The sequence below is a fragment of the Variovorax trehalosi genome, from assembly GCF_051216415.1.
In the GTDB taxonomy this organism is placed as follows: Bacteria; Pseudomonadota; Gammaproteobacteria; order Burkholderiales; family Burkholderiaceae_C; genus Variovorax.
The window spans coordinates 1-17167 of record NZ_JBPJZG010000013.1; the positions used below are offsets into that span (position 1 = coordinate 1).

The following is a 17167-nucleotide window of genomic DNA, read 5'->3' on the forward strand; positions in this document are numbered from 1 at the left end:
GCCTGGCTGCGGGTGCTGCGCGGCGACCGTACAGCGATCTTCACAGCGGCGCGGCTCGCGGAGGAAGCCTTCGCGTTCATCGTGGCGCGGGAGATGCCTGCGGTCGACGGGCTCGCGACAGCAGCGGCGGACTGAGGCCCCTTGCCCTCAAGGCCTGCGAGGGGATCCGCATCGCGGGCGCAACGCGCAGGGCCGCGCTGGCTCGACGTGTCGGAGGCCTTTGGTGAGCCGGCGGCTTACCTGGAGCCTCGCAGCCTCAACCCCGAGGACGCAGCGCAGCCGGTCACCGAGACTGGCCATCGCTCGCGGTTTTCGCCGCGTCGGACGTGCTGGATTGCGGGGGGGCGATCGGCTTTGCGCGGCGCTGGCTTGACGAGGCGGCGCCGTCGCAGAGTTGGAGAGACCGCCAGGAAGCGGCGTGCCGGTTGAGTTGCCTGCAGCCCGGGCGCGCCCGCGACCAGCGCGGGGGTAACTCCCGTCTGGTGGCGTCGCAGTGCGCCCTTATAGTTTCTCGTTCACAAAACCAAGATCAGCAATGGCAACGCACTCACTCGCGGACATCGAAGCGCAGATCAAGGCGCATGAAGAGCAGGTCGAACAACTCAAGGCCGCCGCCGCAAAGCGGCGCGCCGACGAGATCAGCGCGGTCGTTCAGGAGGTGCGCGCGAAGATCGCCGAATACGGCATCTCCGCAAAGGCGCTTGGCCTGAGCGGCAAGGCGACGACGCGGCGCGCTGCCGCTGTTGTCGCGACGGGGCCGCGCTATCGCGGGCCTGACGGAGAAATCTGGGTCGGTGGCACACGCGGGCGGAAACCGCGCTGGCTGAGTGAAGGTCTTGCCACGGGCAGGACCTTGGCCGACTTCGCGGCCTAGGCCGGTTGCGGCTGATCGGTCAGCGATGGGTCAGCGCGTCAACTACGTCCTCATCGACTACGAGAGTGTGCAGCCGGAGGCGCTGTCCGTCCTGCATGAGGATCATTTTCGGCTGATCGTGTTTGTCGGTGCGACGCAGGCCAAGGTCGCGTTCGACACCGCCGCAGCGCTGCAGCGCATGGGCGAGCGGGCGTCGTACATCAAGATCTCGGGGAGCGGACCTGTCCTCGCCAAGGACGAATCGCATGGCCCATGACGTCCACCGCAGGACAGCGCTCGGGCAGGGATTGGGACGCATTGAACGGCAAGCCAGCTGATCACAAGGCAAGTCAGGAGGCACCGCCGCATCGATGCGGCCGGCCGATGTCTTGCCGCTGCGGGAAAAGTCAGCATGCGTCCGCCTGTCGGAGAACCGTCGTCGCCTCGGCGGCATCTTCCTGCTGATGTCGAGAACGTCAGTCCATCACAACTCCGCGCAGCGAGAGCGGTCGAGAGTCCGCGCACTGCGCAGGCGGGGCAGCGCCTGCACGTCTTGCTGGAGGAGAGCGGCGCAAGGTTTTGTACGACGAAGCCTGGGACAGATCACGCGCCTTGCAATGGCATGACCTCAACCTCGATTTCCACTACGCGTTGCTCGAACTGGCCCAGAACCGTTGGCTGACCGATGCTGTCCGGCGAGCACGCAAATCGCCAATTGTTTTTGACAGCCACTCCCGCCCACACGACCACGGCAAGATCGTGCTGTTGTACCAGCGAAAGAACAGCCAGCAGGCGCTTGATGAGCACCTACGCATCGTCGACGCTCTGGCGCGGCGGGAAACGACACGCGCCGAGAGCCTGATGCGCGAGCACATCCTGACGAATCGTGATGTGATGGTCAATGCGTTTGCCGGGGCCGCGACGGACAGTTCGGAATAGGGTCCAACCTTTGCAGACGCACGGCTTGCCGAAGAATCACTTCTCGATCGCTGACTTGCCATTCACGTTCGCACAGCTTTGCTCTTGCTCATAGCCCGCATGCTTGAGATAGAGATGCTCGCGCCCTATCTCCACGACCGCACCCAGGTCAATTAAGCTCGCGTCTTTCCAGTTCAGCGGAGTCAGTTTGACCAAACCGTTGTCTCCAGGCGTATGCGGCGATGAGCGCCGCACCGAAGCCAGACGCAACGCCGATGCCGAGCGCCCAGCGCGGGCCGACGTGGTCGGCGACTCAGCCGACGATGGGCTCGCCGGCAGGCGTGCCCCCGAGCGCAACGGCGAGCCGGATTGCCATCACCCGGCCACGCATGGCCGGCACAGTCGAGAGTTGCATCAGCGTGTTGGTCGCGGTGGTGACGGTGCTCGCGGCATCACCGGAACGCAGATGGAGGTTGATGCGCGACCTGCCTCATCGGCAGGCGCAGGGTGCCTATTTCCACGTTCGCTGCAGTTCGGACAGGTGACAAGCAACGGCATCGATGAAGACCCGCGCCTTCGTCGAAAGCGTCTTCCGGTTCGTGTAAACGGCGTGCAATTCGACGACATCCGACGCGTGGTCTGGCAGCAATCGCGACAGTGAGCCGTCCCGAACGGCCGGCGCCGCGAGGAAGTCCGGCAGTCGGCCGATGCCACAGCCGCCCACGAGGATCGGCAACAGCGCAGCGACGTCGGGGATGACGGTGCGGGGCGGAACGCTGACTTCGATGTGCTCACCCTTTGCCGAGGTATAGCGCCAGCGCGCGGGCTGGTTGATGCGTGACAGCAGGCGATGCGCACTCAGCTGAGACGGTTCGTGCGGCGTTCCGTGCGCCGCCAGATAAGCAGGACTGGCGCAGGTCCACAGCGCCATGTCCGTGAGGTGGCGTGCGACCAGCTCCGAGCTGGGCAGCGGGCCGATGCGCAAGGCGACATCGACCTCTTCGGCGGCGAGATCAACCCTGCGGTTATCGACTTCCAGCACCAAGTCAAGGTCTGGATACCGCTTCAGGAAGTCCGCGAGCATGGGCGAAAGCAAGATGGCGGCGAGTGCAAACGGGGCATTCACCTTGAGCGTGCCGCGCAACAGCCCGGCAGTGCTGTCGATTGACGCCTGTGCGTCGTCGGCAGCGCTCAGCAGAGACACTGCGTGCGGCTGCAATGCGCTACCTGCGTCAGTGACCTTCACGCGCCGCCCCGAGCGGTCGAGCAGCGCCGCGCCCACGTTGGACTCCAGACGATCCAGCGCGCGGCTGATCGACGATTTGGGTAGGCCGGTTGCACGCGCCGCCCCCGAAAGCGAGCCGCTGTCGAGCACGCGAAGAAAGATCCGAAGATCGGAGAGTTGCATGCCCCGATCGTTCCACATCGGGAACGACACGTCCACACCGTGTGGCTATGACGGAACGACTCGGCTTCTTACGATGCAGCCTTGCTCTGAAGCGACCCATGAACACAGCCCTCATATCCCCTTTCCAGCTGAAAGTACCTGAAACGCAACTCCTCGATCTACGCGAACGATTGGCGCGCACCCGATTCCCCGACAAGGAGACCGTCGAAGACACGACGCAGGGAGTCCGTCTCGGAACCATGCGCGCCTTGTGCGAGCACTGGCGTACCGGCTACGACTGGCGCCAGACGGAAGATTGGCTGAATCGGGTAGGCCAGTACACCACCGAGATCGATGACCTCACGGTGCACTTCCTTCATGCGCGGTCGCCGCATCCTGATGCGCTCCCTCTCGTCCTGTGCCATGGCTGGCCCGGCTCGGTGCTGGAGTTCAAGAAAGTGATCGAGCCGCTGACCCAGCCGCCGTCGCGCGACGGCGCAGGACCGCAGGCCTTCCATGTCATTGCCCCGTCGATGCCGGGCTTCGGCTTTTCGGGCAAGCCCACCGCCACCGGATGGGGTTTGCCGCGCATTGCCGACGCCTGGATCGAGCTCGTTCGGCGTCTTGGCTATCAAGACCGCTGGGCGCTACAGGGCGGTGACCTGGGTGCCGGGGTGTGCGACGCGATCGCCCGAAAGCGACCCAAGGGTCTGGTGGGCATGCACCTGAACTTCGCGATGTTCATGACCACGCCGGCCGAAGCCGCCGAGGCGACACCTGCCGAACAGGAGATGCTGCAGGACGCCGGCCAGTTCTGGGATCAACTCTCAGGCTACGCCAAGGTGCAATCGACCCGGCCACAGACCCTCGGCTACTCGTTGGCGGACTCGCCCGCGGGACTGGCCGCGTGGATTTACGCGATGTTCCAGGACACAGGAGGCACGCCTGGCAATGCGGAGGAGACGTTCACCAAGGACGAGATACTCGACCACGTCATGATGTACTGGCTGAACGATTCGGGGGCTTCCGCGACCCGACTCTATTGGGAGCTGTCCAAGGCGGGTGGCCCTGCGGGAGGCCAGCCCCCCGGCCCGATTGCGGTTCCCACGGGCTTCACGATGCTGCCGAAGGAGCATGTGCGCAAGTCACGTCGTTGGCTCGAGCGGCGGTACAGCCCCGTGGTGTATTTCAATGAGGGTGCCGCCGGCGGGCACTTCGCGGCCATGGAGCAACCGGATGTTCTTGTGGACGACATTCGAAAGACGTTCGAGGAAATACATTGACCTATTGATCTTTCCCGAGATCATGGCAATTGTTGAGCCGCTCAGCCGCTCAGCCGCTCAGCCGCTCAGCCGCTCAGCCGCTCAGCCGCTCAGCCGCTCAGCCGCTCAGCCGCTCGCGCGGGTCGCCAGAAGCGCGCTGACCTTTGCAGCAATCCGGGGCTCGATCACTGTCCGCTACGCTGCCACCAGCGTCACAGTTCCGTCGAAAACGCACTGCACTCACCGATCCGCTCGCCCCAGCCTCGCAAGAGCAGGCATTTGCCGGCGGGATCGGGCCGAGGTAGTCAATCCGCATGCTGCGGCCGACGACGACGATCTCGTCACAGAGTTTGCTATAGAAAACCTTCGGTTATCACAGGCGGCTATTGGTAGTCTTTTCAGTCGAACTTGAGAAAGGTACGCTTTCGGCCGCAACTCGATACGCCAAGCGCCATCGGTGCAGCCATCGGTCCAGTTCACTGCGGCCAATACTTTTTCACATTCATCCAAAGATTTTCCCCATGCTTCCTGCTCACTCCCCTCTCGCGTTCACCCGGCTGGCAGTCGCCATCGTGCTCGCCGCCTCCACCGCGGCGTCATTGAGCGGCTGCGGGGGTGGGGATGCCCAGGCTGCCCAGCTGCAAATTGGAGGCATTGCCCCCGGCAGTTCTTACAACCCGGCGCTACTTGCGTCCGCCAATTCGGAACAGTCTGCCGTACTGAAGACGTTGGAAGCACTGGTCAACATCGAGACTGGGACGGGCGACAAAATCGGCATGGCCCAAATGGGAGACTACCTGGTCCAACGCCTGTCCGCGCTGGGCGCTGAGGTCGAACGCATCCCCGCTGCCGCAGATGTGGTGGGCGACAACATTGTTGGACGACTGAAGGGAAATGGAACCAAGAATTTCCTTCTGATTGCCCACATGGACACGGTGTATCCCCGAGGCTATCTTGCAACGGCCCCATTTCACATTGATGGCAACAAGGCCTATGGCCCCGGAATCGGCGACGACAAGGGCGGCATCGCTGTGATTCTCCACACTCTTGTCCTTCTGAAAGCCCAAGGCTTCAAGGACTACGGAACGATCACCGTGATGTTCAACACCGACGAAGAAAAGGGTTCAAATGGATCGCGCGATTTGATCCAGGCACTGGCGGCAAAAAATGACTTTGTTCTGAGCCACGAGCCGACCGGTCAAGACCCCTCCTTCATTACTGCTACGTCGGGCATTGCCTATGTGCAAGCGGATATCAAAGGCAAGGCGTCGCATGCTGGCGCAGCCCCTGAACTGGGCGTCAATGCCTTGGTAGAGGCGGCGGACTTGATTCTGCGTACGCAGGACATCGACAACAAGGCCAACGAGTTGAGATTCAATTGGACTCTGGCCAAAGCAGGCAGCGCATCCAATGCGATACCCGATTCGGCCACACTGAATGCCGACATGCGCTACGCCCGTAACGAGCAAATGGCCAGCACGCTGGAAATCCTCAATCAGCGCGCTGCGATGAAGCGCTTGCCTGCTGCAGATGTGAAGATCACGCTGACACCCGGTCGCCCCGCATTCAATGCCGGGCCAGATGGCCTTGCGGTGGCAACAAAAGCTGTGGGTCTTTACCAAGAACTTGGAAAGACCGCAACAGTCGTGACTGCTCGCACCGGAGGTGGAACGGATGCTGCTTATGCCGGGCTAACCAACAAGGCCGTCATCGAAGGTCTGGGGCTACCCGGGGCTGGTTTTCACACCAGTTCATTGGAGTACGTGTTCGTGGACGCAATTCCGAGCACGCTCTATGTGGATGCGCGTCTGATCATGGATCTGAGTCTGGGACGATAGAAGAGTCTGCGGTAACCGCACCGGCGGCAGCGGCGCTCACGAGACCTACAAGGCACAGATCCCTATCGCCCTCAGGTTCGACGGCGTCAGCTTGAGTCCGCTCAATCTGAAATCAGCGGGTGATGAGAGTCTCCCCTGGATTGTCGAAAGCGGCGCCTGTTCCGCGTAGCCTCGGGCCCTATGAAGTATCCCCAGATCCTCACATTCGTCTCGGTCGCCCGGCTGGGCAGCATACGAGCGGCAGCCCGCTCAATCGGTGTCTCGCAGGCAGCTGTCACCAAGGCCATTAAGGCTCTTGAGGCGGACCTGGGCACTGTCTTGTTTTCCCGAGGGGTTCATGGCGTCAACTTAACGCGCGATGGCTTCAACCTGCTGCCCAGAGCAACTCATATCGTCGAGCAAATGAGACAACTGCCCGACGATGTTCATTCCGATGAGCGGGGACGCGTCGCCATGGGAATCTCGTCGCTTGTTGCACTGGCCTTTCTGCCAGAGGCATTGCCGAAGTTTCTCGAACTCAGGCCCCGAGCGCCACTGCGGATCATGGATGGCTTTCGTCCCACAGTACTGGCAGGCCTTGGAGATGGAACGCTGGATTTTGGAGTGTGCGCGGTGCAAGCCGATAGCCTCTCGCGGTCATTCCGCTTCGAGCCTTGGTTCGAAGCGGAGAGCGCCGTGATGGTACGCAAAGGTCATCCTTTGACGCAAGGTCCGTGCAGTGTCCAAGCGATCAGTCACTACCCATTGATTCACAACGGTTCGCAGGGTGAACAGCTTGACTTGGGAGCTGAGGGCGGGATTGCATCAGCTGAAAGTGCGACCTTGATCGAAAGCCATAGCGCAGTGACAACTGGCATTCTTCTGAAACTTAGCGATGCGGTCGCTGTGATCCCTCGAGATCTGGCGCCATACCTGGGAACATCAAGCGACTACACCTTCCTGAAAATCAAGGAAACACTGCCACGCTCGACCATCGGCCTCCTGGTTCGGGCGGAAATTCTCCTGTCATCCAACGCTCAACTAATGGTCGATCTTCTTGAGCGAGCGGTCGGCCGTAGATCGAGTTGAACGGGCCGTGCAGCCCGGCCGCCGCGTCGTTCACCATATTCGCTTGACCCGGTCCCTGCGGCCACCTCGATAAAGGCGTCATTCCATTGATCCACGAGGTGTTCTCTTGGTAATAGTCCGACGGTGGCCGTTATTGACGCCCTCACTCGCGGGCGTTTAGTCGGGCATTGACCTCGTCGATGTCGAAGGCGCGAGGATCGAAGGGACGACCGATCCATTCCTTCATCTCGACGTGCTCGGGATGCTGAGGATCGACCAGCGCTTCGAGGAACTCCTCGTAGCCCAGTGACCCGCCCACGTCTTCTGGCGGGCATGCGTTCTCGCCGCCGACGCACTGTGCATACTCAATCGGTGAGTCCAGCTTGACGATCTGCTCAACCTTGATCTTGTGCCACCAGCTGTCGCCGAAGTCGTAGAGATACTCGAAGGTTTTGCGCGTGCCGAGCGCCTCGGTCAACGTCACGTCCTCCTCGGGCATCAGGTCATCGGGGAACTCCCGTCCTGGCTCCGTTGCTCCGTAGTGGTCGCGACCGAAGATGAACTCGTGCACGTGTCCGCCGTCCCATCCCATGCCCCATAGCAGCATCACGTGCAGGCGTGGCAGTTCGATCGTCAGTGGCACCAGCAAGCGTCGCCACACCTTCGGACGCACGTCCTCGAGTTCAACGTACAGCTGCCAAGCGTGGAGGTCTTTCTGAGTGGAAGTCGTGCTCATGACGGCACTGTAGCGCCAGCACAATGCGGGTGGATGTCCGCGGTGCGCGCAAGCCTTCAGGCCACTTTGGCCTGCGGCGGGTGCCACGCCGTTTGCAGCTGTGGTGCCACAACCCAGGGCAACAACTCGTCGATCCGATTGATCGGGTGATCGGCGGTGCGCTCCAGCACATAGCGCAGATACGCCTGTGGATCTACACCGTTGAGCTTGGCCGAGCCGATCAATGTGTACAGCACCGCCGCACTGTTGCCGCCGGCATCGGAGCCGAGATGCAAGAAGTTCTTCCTGCCGATGGCAACCCCACGCAGAGCCCGCTCGGCCGCATTGTTATGCGCCTCGATCCGACCGTCGTCCACGAAGCGAGTCAATGCCGTCCAGTTGCTCAACGAATAACCAATGGCCAACGCCATTGGCGACTTCGCCGAGAGCTGCGCCAAGGTCGTCTCCAGCCAGACCTTCAGATCGTTGAGCACCGGGCGTGTGCGCGCTTGCCGAATGCGCATGCGCTCATCGGGCAGCCGGCCGCTGATCTCGGCCTCCACCTTGAAGACCTTGCCGATGCGCTGTAGCGCCTGGTGCGCCAGCGTTCCGACCAGCTTGTGCTGGCGCTCGTGGATGTCCCACAGCTTGCGCCGTGCATGGCTCCAGCAAGCCGCCTCGACCACCCGGCCGTCTTCATATAACGGGTGGTAGCCAGCAAAGGCATCAGCTTGCAGGATTCCCTTGAAGTGCCGCATGTGGCGCACAGGGTGTTCGCCCTTGCGGTTCGCCGAGTACTGGAACCACACCGCCGGCGGCGCTGCGTCGCCGCTGGGGCGGTCGTCTCGCACGTACACCCATAGGCGCCCTGTTCGAGCCTTAGCGCCTGCGCCGCCGAGCACACGGATCGGGGTGTCGTCACCATGGATCTTGTCGGCCGCCAATACGTAGCGGCCAATGGCTTCGGCCAGCGGGCTCAGCAAGCGTGCCGCCTGCGCCACCCAGTCGGCCAGGGTCGAGCGCTGCAGTTCCACGCCCTCACGGGCGTAGATCTGGCACAGCCGGTACAGGGGCGTGTGGTCGCAATACTTGCTCACCAGCACGTGCGCGAGCAGGCCGGTGCCGGCCATGCAGCGATCGATGGCGCGACTCGGCGCGCGCGCCTGGGTGATCGTGCTGCAGCTCGTGCACGCGAGCTTGGGGCGAACGTGGCGCACGACATGGAAGCTGCCTGGCTCGTAGTCCAGTACCTCCGAGACGTCCTGGCCGATCTCGCGCAGGCCGCGGCCGCAGGCCTCGCAGCTGCAACCGCTGTGCGGCGTGTGCACCACGGTGCGCCGCGGAAGATGATCTGGCAAGTCACGCACGCCAGTGCGATGTCGCGCCTGACGCCTCCTGCGGGCCTGCTCGATGGACGTGACATTGGAAGGGTGCTCGTCGTCTTCGGCGCCGGCACCTTCGGCCTGTGTCGTCGGTGTCAATGTCGGCTGCGCGAGCTGGCCGCCCACCAGCTCAAGCTGGGCATGTTCGAGTTGCTCGCTGGAGCGGCCGTACTTCATGCGACGCAAATACGCCACTTCGACCTTAAGCTTCTCGACGGTGAGCAGGGCGATCTTCAATGCCTCTTGGGAGCGCTGCACTTCGCCGCTGAGCGCGGCGTTGGCGGCAAGCAGTTCCTGCGAGGTCATGGGCACAACTGTGCCGGCCGGAACCCGCCCCTACAACGGGAGTTGTCCTGTCAACTTGGCCGGCGGTCCACTACGCCGCTGCGCGCGGCTGCCAGGTGCGCTCGGGTCGGCGCCAGTCGATGCCTTCGAGCAGCATCGACAGCTGTGCACCGCTCAGCGAGATTGAGCCCGACTCGGCCTGCGGCCAGATGAAGCGGCCACGCTCCAGGCGTTTGGCCAGCAAACACATGCCGTCGCCGTCACTCCACAGCAGCTTGACCAGGTCGCCGCGCCGCCCGCGGAAGACGAAGACGTGGCCGGAGTACGGATCCTCGGTGAGAGCCGTCTGCACCTTCGCCGCCAGCGTGTCCATGCCGCAGCGCATGTCCGTCACGCCCGCGGCCAGCCAGACGCGGGTGCCCGCACGCGGGCCGATCATGCACTCTGGCGCAGTGCGCGCAAGACACTGCACAGGCTGTCTTCGTCGACAGCGCCACGCAGTCGCAATTGCGCGCCGGCGAACTCCAACTCGATGACGCCGTTGCGCGGTGCCGACCTCGATGGCGACGGGGTCGGCCCGGTCGACGTCGGAATCGACATGACTTCGCTCGCCGGTGCTACCTCTATCGGCAACAGCACCGTCGGCGGCGCGTCGCCTGCGGCTCGAACATGCTCCCTGCGCCACTTGAACAGCATGTTGGCGTTGATGCCACTGCGCAGCGCTATTGCCGACACGGACGCGCCCGGTTCCAAACTCTGCCGTACCAGCTCCTGCTTGAACGCACGGTCGTGATGTCGTCGGCCGGCCTTCGAGTCTTGCTCACTCTTCATGGTGTGCACCATCTCCTTTAGCGCACACCTCCAAGCGGGTCTGCGATTGAGGTCAGATGCTTCCTGCAGCCTGCGCATCAGGCAAGGACGGCCTTCGTCGGACTATTACTTCTCTTGACGGCTTCTCCCCGATTCCTGAACCCCTCCGAGGCCGGGAGGCAGCTCGGCGTTTCCGCCAAGGCGTTGCGCGTCTACGAACAGCGTGGCCTAGTCACCCTTTCGCGAAACACGGCGCGGTGGCGACCCGCCGTCGCCATTGGCAGTGTCCGCCTGCCGACATCCAGGATCGATGCCCATCACGAGCCGGCGCAGCAAGGGCAGTCGACATCCGCGCACCGCACAGGCGGGGCGCCGAGCCTGAAGACTCGGGCAACGCCCGCTTGAATTCAGAAGTCAATGCGCGCGCGGCACACCTGCCGCGCGCGTCGCGCCGATGAATCGGCCGAAGAATGGAGAAGCCCCGGCCAAAGCCGGGGCCTATGCTCACGCGGTAGCGTTCATCTCTGCGGAATCTTCAGCCTCCACGCCATCATCATTGGCCTCGGCCTCCGTGCGTTCGTGGGCGATCACCGCTACCGGCTTGTTGAACATCACCGGCAGCCATCCCGACCCTACCGCCAGCCGCTCGGCCTCGCTGGCGATCTGCGCCTTCTTGAGCTTTGCCAGCCGGTTCACTTCACCGGGCGCGAATATATCCACCGCTTCCAGCGCCTTGGCCTTCGACACGTGATCGAAGTACCCGGCAGCGGTCGGGGTCCACCAGTCGTGCATGTCGAGGTTGACGGCCAGCGCGAGCGCGGCAGCGGGAATCTCGTTCTCCTGCGATGCGATGGCTGAGACGGTGTACCCCACGCACACGGCCAGCAGTGGCAGCAGTTCGCTCTGCGGCATCGCCAGCAGTTCGGCGAACAGCGCGTCCGGGTCGCCGGGCAGACGTGCCGCCCAAGCCTCCCGCACCTCGCGCATGCCCACGGAGGCCGGGGCGTCTTCCACGTCTGGCGCGTACTGCGTCAGCCGGTCCTGCGGGAACGCCGTGATGTTAAGGGGCGTGCTGCCATAGCCATCGAGGATGACGCGGTGCGCCAGTTGATGCACCACGGCCACCAGCGCCACATGCGGGTGCCGTGCCACCTCCGCCTGCAACGCAGCCGTGCGGTGCGCGCTCAGGCGCTTCGCCAGTTTCTCCGAGATACCCGGCTTGGCCGGCTCGGCATCCTCGGCTTCTGGGCCGCTGGCGTTGCTGCTGGAACCTTCCCCAGCCTCCTGCCGCTCCTGCGCCCGCAGGGCCTTGGCCTGTTCCTCCCGCAGCAGCCCGCGATGCACGACCACACCGCCCATGTGATCGATCGACACCACCGCCCCAGCCATCGGCACAACACCGGGCGCGTAGACCATCAGGGTCTGCTCGATGGCTTCCAGTTCGTTGCCGAGCCGGTCGAGTTCTTCATGCAGGGTTTGCACGCCGTCATCGGTCAGGTCGGCATCTTCGTCATCCAGCCTGTCCTGAATCCTGTTCTGCTCGGCTTCGAGCTTGGCAATGCGCTTGGCCTCGGCCTTGCTCGGTTCCCGGCGCGTGCGGCGCGCCCGCTGGAACGCGTGCAGTTCCGATGCCGTGGCACGCGGGGCGACCTCCACCCAGCCCCAGCCTTCCTGCTGAATCTGCTCGGCGATGCTCGTCAGCTTGTCCTTCGTCAACGTATCCAGCAAAGCCGCATCGGTGAGGAACAGACCGCTCTGTTCATCCGAGAACAGGTCGCGCCGGACTCCATGTCCGCATTGCATCGGCAAGCGCAGCGCGCAGGCCGGCAGTTCAGGGACGGCCGGAGACGTCAGCGATGGGAGCCGAAGGGGGCAAGACGCCAGCGGTGGCTTGGTGCGAAGCACGTACAGCGCGGCCCGCTCGCCAGGAGACGGACGTACTTAGTGCATTCCCCTGGATCATTCGCCGCAACGCCTATGCGTATTCCGAGGGCACCGTGAATCCTGCAGTCGTTGTGCTGGCAATGAGCATGCCGACACCTCCAAGCCAGCCACCGATGGCGCTGGGCGTTGGAGGGCAGAACGAAACCCTGCCCCGCGAGCATGACCGCTACCTCGGCTGCTCAACAATGCGCTGCAGGCTTATCGCCCACGTGCTCCCGGCGAGAGATAACCAGCCTGGGGTCGCACACTGTCGTCGGTGTAGCAGTTGCCGGTAGGCGCGTAGCGAGTGACTTTGCCAGCCTGAACGTAGAACATGTTGTTGCAGACCAAGCGGGTGTCGGAACAGGTGATGAAGGCACTGTGGCTCACGTACTTGTTGTCGCCGCGGCGAACGCCCGAGCGGGCAAAGCACTGCTCGATGTCCTTGCTGTTGACGTAGTTTCGAATTTCGATGCCGCTATCGGTTTGCGTCCGATAAACCGGCATGGTGAGAAACACCTGGTGCGTGTCGAGCGCCTCCACCGGCACGCCGACCCAAGCGTCCAGATCCTGCTGACGCACTGTTGCGCAGCCGGTGATGGTGCCGATGACGATCGCGGCGCAGGTGATGGATTTGAAGTTCATGGTGACTCGGTGTGATTGGGCGTGTGTTCCCGGAGCCCGCAGCGGCATGGTCAACCGTGCGAGCAACATCCGGCTGATCTTACTAAGGAAGCGGTTTGCTCGGTTCTCCCGAAGCAGCTTCTTGTTCGTGCCGAGCCCCGCTTTGTCGCAGCAATGCATTCAGACGTCGCTCGTCGAAGCAAGCCAGGACAGGGCCGAACCGGCGACGCCAACAACACCGATGCCCGGGTCGGTCCGCCCGGCCCACTAGTCTTACTGTGTCACAAGATTAGCTTTGTGCTTTCCCTTCCGCAGCAGGGACACTGCCTGAGACGAGCGATCAGTTGGTTACTCAGTCAATGGCGCAGTTTCGTGATCGACGTCGCCACGTGGCGCTGCGCGCGCAGAACTTCCGCGGGGGACGTAATCCTCGGGAACGGCAGGCATCTGGCGTTCGATGAAGTTTTTTTTACCGCCGACAGACTTGTCGGTGACGAGGCGTTCAGCCATCGCCGGTAGTACGGCAGATGGTCCACGAAGTGCGCCACCAGCGTGTGGGCGATAAGGCCTGCCGTGGGCATGCCCTTGTCGATGATCTGCGGTGCCACAGGCTCCTGCACGAGATGCTGGCAGCACTTGCAGATCCACTTGCCACGGATGTGCCGGTGCACGAAGAACTCGGCGGGGACGACGTCCAGGCGCTCGCTCACGTCCTCGCCGATGCGCACCATGGCTTGGCCGCACTCTGGCGTGGGGCAGTGGTGTTCTCCGATCATGGTGGTGCACGACGCGGAGCAGGTGATCGGGCAGCTTCTCGCGCCGGGGCTTGCGCTTGGCAGGCGGCGGTGGGGCCGGATCGCCATCGCCTTGCAGTGTTTGCAGCTGGGCTTGGAGGTCGGCTTCGTCTTCGGCAAGCGTGTCCTCAAACATCTGGCGCTGCTCGGCGTTCATCGCCTCGGTCTTTGCATCGAACTTCTACTCCTTCAGGCGTGCCAGCTCGAAGGTGATGCGCTCGATCTTGGCGTCCTAGAACTTGAAATCCATTGCGAATGAACTTCTTGACCTGTGGAGAAAATCTGTCCAGAATTGTTTTTGCGTCAACTGTGTTTCATTATAAACAACGGCAACTTTTCAAGTTGCCTCAAAGGACTGCTTGATGAAGAAGTTTGCTCACCGCTTGGTTCTGCTTGCAGCCATCGCATCTGCCTGCATCTCTGCAGCAGCGCAGGATCGACAGAGGGTCTTGCGGTTCGTCCCGCACACAGACATCGCCTCGCTCGACCCGGTCGTCTCGGGGATCTATATCACCCGCAACTTCGGCTACCTTGTGTACGACACGCTGTACGGCTTCGACGAGCGCTATCAGCCCAAGCCACAGATGGTGGACAGCCATGCCGTCAGCGCCGATGGCCTGATCCATACCTTCACGCTGCGCGCGGGCCTGAAGTGGCACGACGGAACGACCGTCAAGGCCAGCGACTGCGTCACGTCCCTGCGTCGATGGGTAAAGCGAGACGGCTTCGGCGTCATGCTCGCCACTGCGACCGACTCCATGGAGGCAAGCGACGAACGCACCTTCGTCATCCGCCTGAAGACGCCCTTTCCCCTCATCGAGCACGCACTCGCCAAGATCAGCGGCGTCCCCGCATTCATGATGCCCGAGCGCCTCGCCAAGGCCGACATCACCACTCCTTTGAACGAAGCCATAGGATCGGGGCCCTACAAGTTCGAACGCTCGGAATGGAAACCCGGCAGCCGCGTCGTCTTCACGCGAAACGCCAGCTACGTGCCGCGCACCGAACCGCCAAGCAATGCGGCCGGTGGCAAGGTCGCGAAGTTCGATCGCATCGAATGGCACATCATTCCCGATGCCGTCACTGCGGGGCAGGCGCTGGTCAACAACGAAGTGGACTGGGTCGAGACGCCGAGCGTCGACGTACTGGAGACGCTTGCCGCATCCCCCGGGGTCACGGTCAAGCAGATCGATCCCTTGGGTGTTCAGCTTCAGTTCCGTCCCAACCCCCTGGCGGCACCGTTCAACAACGTCAAGGTGCGCCAGGCACTGGCGTACGCGGTCGAGCAGTCGCAGTACCTCTCGGCGATTGCTGGCGACAAGAAGTACTGGCAGGTGTGCCAATCGTTCTTCTCGTGCAAGACGCCCTATGAAACAAGCGCTGGCGCAGGCGCGATCGGTAAGGCCAAGGACATCGCCAAGGCCAAGCAACTCCTGAAGGAAGCCGGCTACAAGGGAGAGAAGGTCGTCATCTTGGACGCAGTGGACATTCAGTCCATGCACACGGCCGCGGCGATTCTTGCCGAAGACCTGAAGGCCATCGGGATGAACGTGGAAATCCAGTCCATGAACTTCCCCACCGTGCTTCAGCGTGTCACCAACCGAGATCAAGCCTTGCAGGGCAAGTGGAGTTTGTTCCTCACCTACACGCTTGTCTCCGATACGTTGACCCCGGCCAATCACGTGCTGCTGCGCGCCGGCGGTTTCGCCGACGGTGTTGTTGGCTGGCCCACCGATGAGCCCACCCAGGAGTTGCGCGCGGCATTTCTGACGGCGAAGAGCGAAGCAGAGCGCAAGCAGATCACGGAGAAGCTCAACGCTCGCGCCTTCGATCAGGTCCTTTATTTGCCTGTGGGCCAGTATGTCCAGCCCATCGCCTATCGCAGCAACATCGGCGGGATCACTCCCGCATCAATGCCATTCTTCTGGAGCGTCGAAAAGAAATGAAAGTTGACCCGGGTATGTCCATCAGCACGAGTTCAGCGCGCGACAACAACGCGCGCTACATGATCCACCCGATGTCGGCGCCGTCAGCCGTTCTGACAAGACCGCCCATCATTATCGAGCGGGGAGAAGGGTGCTACGTATTCGACATCGACGGCAATCGATACTTCGACGGCATCTCCAGCTTGTGGAACGTGAATGTGGGACACAACCATCCGCGCGTGAACCAGGCGATCATGGAGCAGCTCAAGCAGATTGCCTACTACAAGACCTTTGGAGAATTTTCGAATCCGGCGGCCATCGAATTGTCTCGGCGGGTGGTTTCGATGGCACAGCCGGAAGGCATGACGAAGGTCTTCTTTTCTTCCGGCGGATCCGACGCTGACGAAACCGCCTTCAAGCTCGCGCGCCAGTATTGGCGCCTGGAGGGCCAGGCTCAGCGCTACAAGATACTTTCACTTGACCACGGTTATCACGGCGTTCACTTCGGAGGAATGTCCGCCAGCGGGCATTCAAAATTCCGTCAGGCATTTGAACCCCTTCTACCGGGCTTCTTCCAGGTGGATGCGCCGTTCCTGTACCGCAACACATGGAACGAGTCGAGTCCAGAGCGTCTGGCGACCTTGTGCGCAGAGGCTCTGGAGCGGGCGATCCTCTCGCAAGGAGCCGACTCCGTCGCGGCGTTCATTGCAGAGCCGGTCCAAGGCGCTGGCGGAGTGATTGTTCCTCCTTCCGACTACTGGCCGCTGGTTCGCAAGGTGTGCGACAAATACGGTGTTCTGCTCATCGCAGATGAGGTCATCACCGGGTTTGGGAGGGTAGGAGAGGAGTTCGGCTGCCGCGCCTGGGGTGTCTCGCCGGACATGATGACCTTTGCCAAGGGAATCAATTCGGCCTACGTTCCGCTCGGGGCGACGGCGATCAACGCGCGGATGGAGCGAGTGTTCATGCGTGATGACCCTCGCTCGACGATCTTCCACGGATACACGTACTCCGGCCACGCGCTGGCTTGTGCGGCGGGGGTGGCAAATCTGCAGGTGATCGCCGATGAACAGCTTGTTTCGAACGCTGCCACGCAAGGCCAGGTGCTCGCCGAAGGGCTGGAAGCGCTCAAACGCCGGTTCAACTCAATAGGCGACGTGCGATACAAGGGCCTCATGGGCGCCATCGAGTTCACAGGCAAAGAGGGCAACCGAAAACCGCTGGCGGCCGACCATCCGCTTCCCAGAACAGTTGAAGCGGAGTGCTTCGAACGCGGCGTGCTGATCCGCAGCCAGGCTGGGGTCATCGTGCTCTCGCCCCCACTTGTGGCGAAACGCAGAGAAATCGACCACTTGCTCAATGTTCTGGAGAGTGCGATCGCATCCGCCGACGCTGCCATCTGAA

17 protein-coding genes and 2 pseudogenes are annotated in these 17167 nt (G+C 62.6%); 8 read left to right on the forward strand and 11 right to left on the reverse strand.

The window, feature by feature from the left end:
• Positions 1–535: 535 nt before the first annotated feature.
• The 3 genes from ACSFA7_RS32050 to ACSFA7_RS32060 all read left to right on the forward strand — a co-directional run bounded on the left by ACSFA7_RS32050 (position 536) and on the right by ACSFA7_RS32060 (position 1792).
• Entirely contained in the window at positions 536–874 is a 339-nt protein-coding gene (locus tag ACSFA7_RS32050; RefSeq protein WP_435503093.1) for an H-NS histone family protein, read from the forward strand.
• A 25-nt stretch (positions 875–899) separates the two neighbouring features.
• On the forward strand, positions 900–1130 hold the full coding sequence (locus ACSFA7_RS32055) for a PIN domain-containing protein (RefSeq protein WP_435503094.1): 231 nt from the start codon (positions 900–902) through the stop codon (positions 1128–1130).
• A 302-nt stretch (positions 1131–1432) separates the two neighbouring features.
• A complete protein-coding gene (locus tag ACSFA7_RS32060) occupies positions 1433–1792 on the forward strand; it encodes an FCD domain-containing protein (protein WP_435503095.1) in 360 nt (119 codons plus the stop codon).
• A 36-nt stretch (positions 1793–1828) separates the two neighbouring features.
• Here the strand turns inward: ACSFA7_RS32060 and ACSFA7_RS32065 are convergent, their stop codons facing one another.
• From ACSFA7_RS32065 to ACSFA7_RS32075, 3 genes and pseudogenes are all read right to left on the reverse strand, one after another.
• Positions 1829–1987, reverse strand: a complete 159-nt coding sequence (locus tag ACSFA7_RS32065) for a hypothetical protein (RefSeq protein ID WP_435503196.1) — start codon at positions 1985–1987, stop codon at positions 1829–1831.
• Positions 1941–2231, reverse strand: a pseudogene (locus ACSFA7_RS32070) (MFS transporter); the annotation flags it as partial. The gene ACSFA7_RS32065 and the pseudogene ACSFA7_RS32070, both read right to left, overlap by 47 nt.
• Positions 2232–2282: 51 nt before the next feature.
• Positions 2283–3179 (reverse strand): LysR family transcriptional regulator, encoded by an 897-nt coding sequence (locus ACSFA7_RS32075; RefSeq protein WP_435503096.1) that lies wholly within the window; start codon positions 3177–3179, stop codon positions 2283–2285.
• A gap of 98 nt (positions 3180–3277) precedes the next feature.
• Between ACSFA7_RS32075 and ACSFA7_RS32080 the strand changes: the two genes are divergently transcribed.
• The 3 genes from ACSFA7_RS32080 to ACSFA7_RS32090 all read left to right on the forward strand — a co-directional run bounded on the left by ACSFA7_RS32080 (position 3278) and on the right by ACSFA7_RS32090 (position 7326).
• Complete coding sequence (locus tag ACSFA7_RS32080; protein ID WP_435503097.1) at positions 3278–4441, forward strand: epoxide hydrolase family protein; 1164 nt, start codon at positions 3278–3280, stop codon at positions 4439–4441.
• A 500-nt stretch (positions 4442–4941) separates the two neighbouring features.
• Positions 4942–6258, forward strand: coding sequence for a glutamate carboxypeptidase (locus ACSFA7_RS32085; protein WP_435503098.1), 1317 nt, complete (start codon positions 4942–4944; stop codon positions 6256–6258).
• Between the two features lie 180 nt (positions 6259–6438).
• Complete coding sequence (locus ACSFA7_RS32090) at positions 6439–7326, forward strand: LysR substrate-binding domain-containing protein (protein WP_435503099.1); 888 nt, start codon at positions 6439–6441, stop codon at positions 7324–7326.
• A 142-nt stretch (positions 7327–7468) separates the two neighbouring features.
• On the opposite strand, the gene ACSFA7_RS32095 is transcribed toward ACSFA7_RS32090, so the two are convergent.
• The 8 genes and pseudogenes from ACSFA7_RS32095 to ACSFA7_RS32130 form a co-directional block, all read right to left on the reverse strand.
• On the reverse strand, positions 7469–8041 hold the full coding sequence (locus ACSFA7_RS32095) for a plasmid pRiA4b ORF-3 family protein (RefSeq protein WP_435503100.1): 573 nt from the start codon (positions 8039–8041) through the stop codon (positions 7469–7471).
• 56 nt (positions 8042–8097) lie between these two features.
• Entirely contained in the window at positions 8098–9708 is a 1611-nt protein-coding gene (gene tnpC / locus ACSFA7_RS32100; RefSeq protein ID WP_435503101.1) for an IS66 family transposase, read from the reverse strand.
• Between the two features lie 70 nt (positions 9709–9778).
• The gene (gene tnpB, locus ACSFA7_RS32105; RefSeq protein WP_124962304.1) at positions 9779–10126 is read right to left on the reverse strand and encodes an IS66 family insertion sequence element accessory protein TnpB; all 348 of its coding nucleotides are present in this window, start codon (positions 10124–10126) and stop codon (positions 9779–9781) included.
• A complete protein-coding gene (tnpA, locus tag ACSFA7_RS32110) occupies positions 10123–10518 on the reverse strand; it encodes an IS66-like element accessory protein TnpA (protein WP_435503102.1) in 396 nt (131 codons plus the stop codon). The genes tnpB and tnpA overlap by 4 nt, the downstream gene beginning before the upstream one ends.
• Before the next feature lie 483 nt (positions 10519–11001).
• Complete coding sequence (locus ACSFA7_RS32115) at positions 11002–12306, reverse strand: hypothetical protein (protein ID WP_435503103.1); 1305 nt, start codon at positions 12304–12306, stop codon at positions 11002–11004.
• Between the two features lie 333 nt (positions 12307–12639).
• Entirely contained in the window at positions 12640–13065 is a 426-nt protein-coding gene (locus ACSFA7_RS32120) for a hypothetical protein (protein WP_435503104.1), read from the reverse strand.
• 335 nt (positions 13066–13400) lie between these two features.
• Positions 13401–13775, reverse strand: coding sequence for an IS66 family transposase zinc-finger binding domain-containing protein (locus ACSFA7_RS32125; protein ID WP_435503105.1), 375 nt, complete (start codon positions 13773–13775; stop codon positions 13401–13403).
• Positions 13776–13890: 115 nt separating this feature from the next.
• Positions 13891–13995, reverse strand: a pseudogene (locus ACSFA7_RS32130) (hypothetical protein); the annotation flags it as partial.
• A gap of 205 nt (positions 13996–14200) precedes the next feature.
• Between ACSFA7_RS32130 and ACSFA7_RS32135 the strand changes: the two are divergent.
• Together ACSFA7_RS32135 and ACSFA7_RS32140 are read left to right on the forward strand one after the other, a co-directional pair.
• Complete coding sequence (locus ACSFA7_RS32135) at positions 14201–15784, forward strand: ABC transporter substrate-binding protein (protein WP_435503106.1); 1584 nt, start codon at positions 14201–14203, stop codon at positions 15782–15784.
• Positions 15785–15798: 14 nt separating this feature from the next.
• The gene (locus ACSFA7_RS32140; RefSeq protein WP_435503107.1) at positions 15799–17166 is read left to right on the forward strand and encodes an aminotransferase class III-fold pyridoxal phosphate-dependent enzyme; all 1368 of its coding nucleotides are present in this window, start codon (positions 15799–15801) and stop codon (positions 17164–17166) included.
• Position 17167 lies beyond the last annotated feature (1 nt).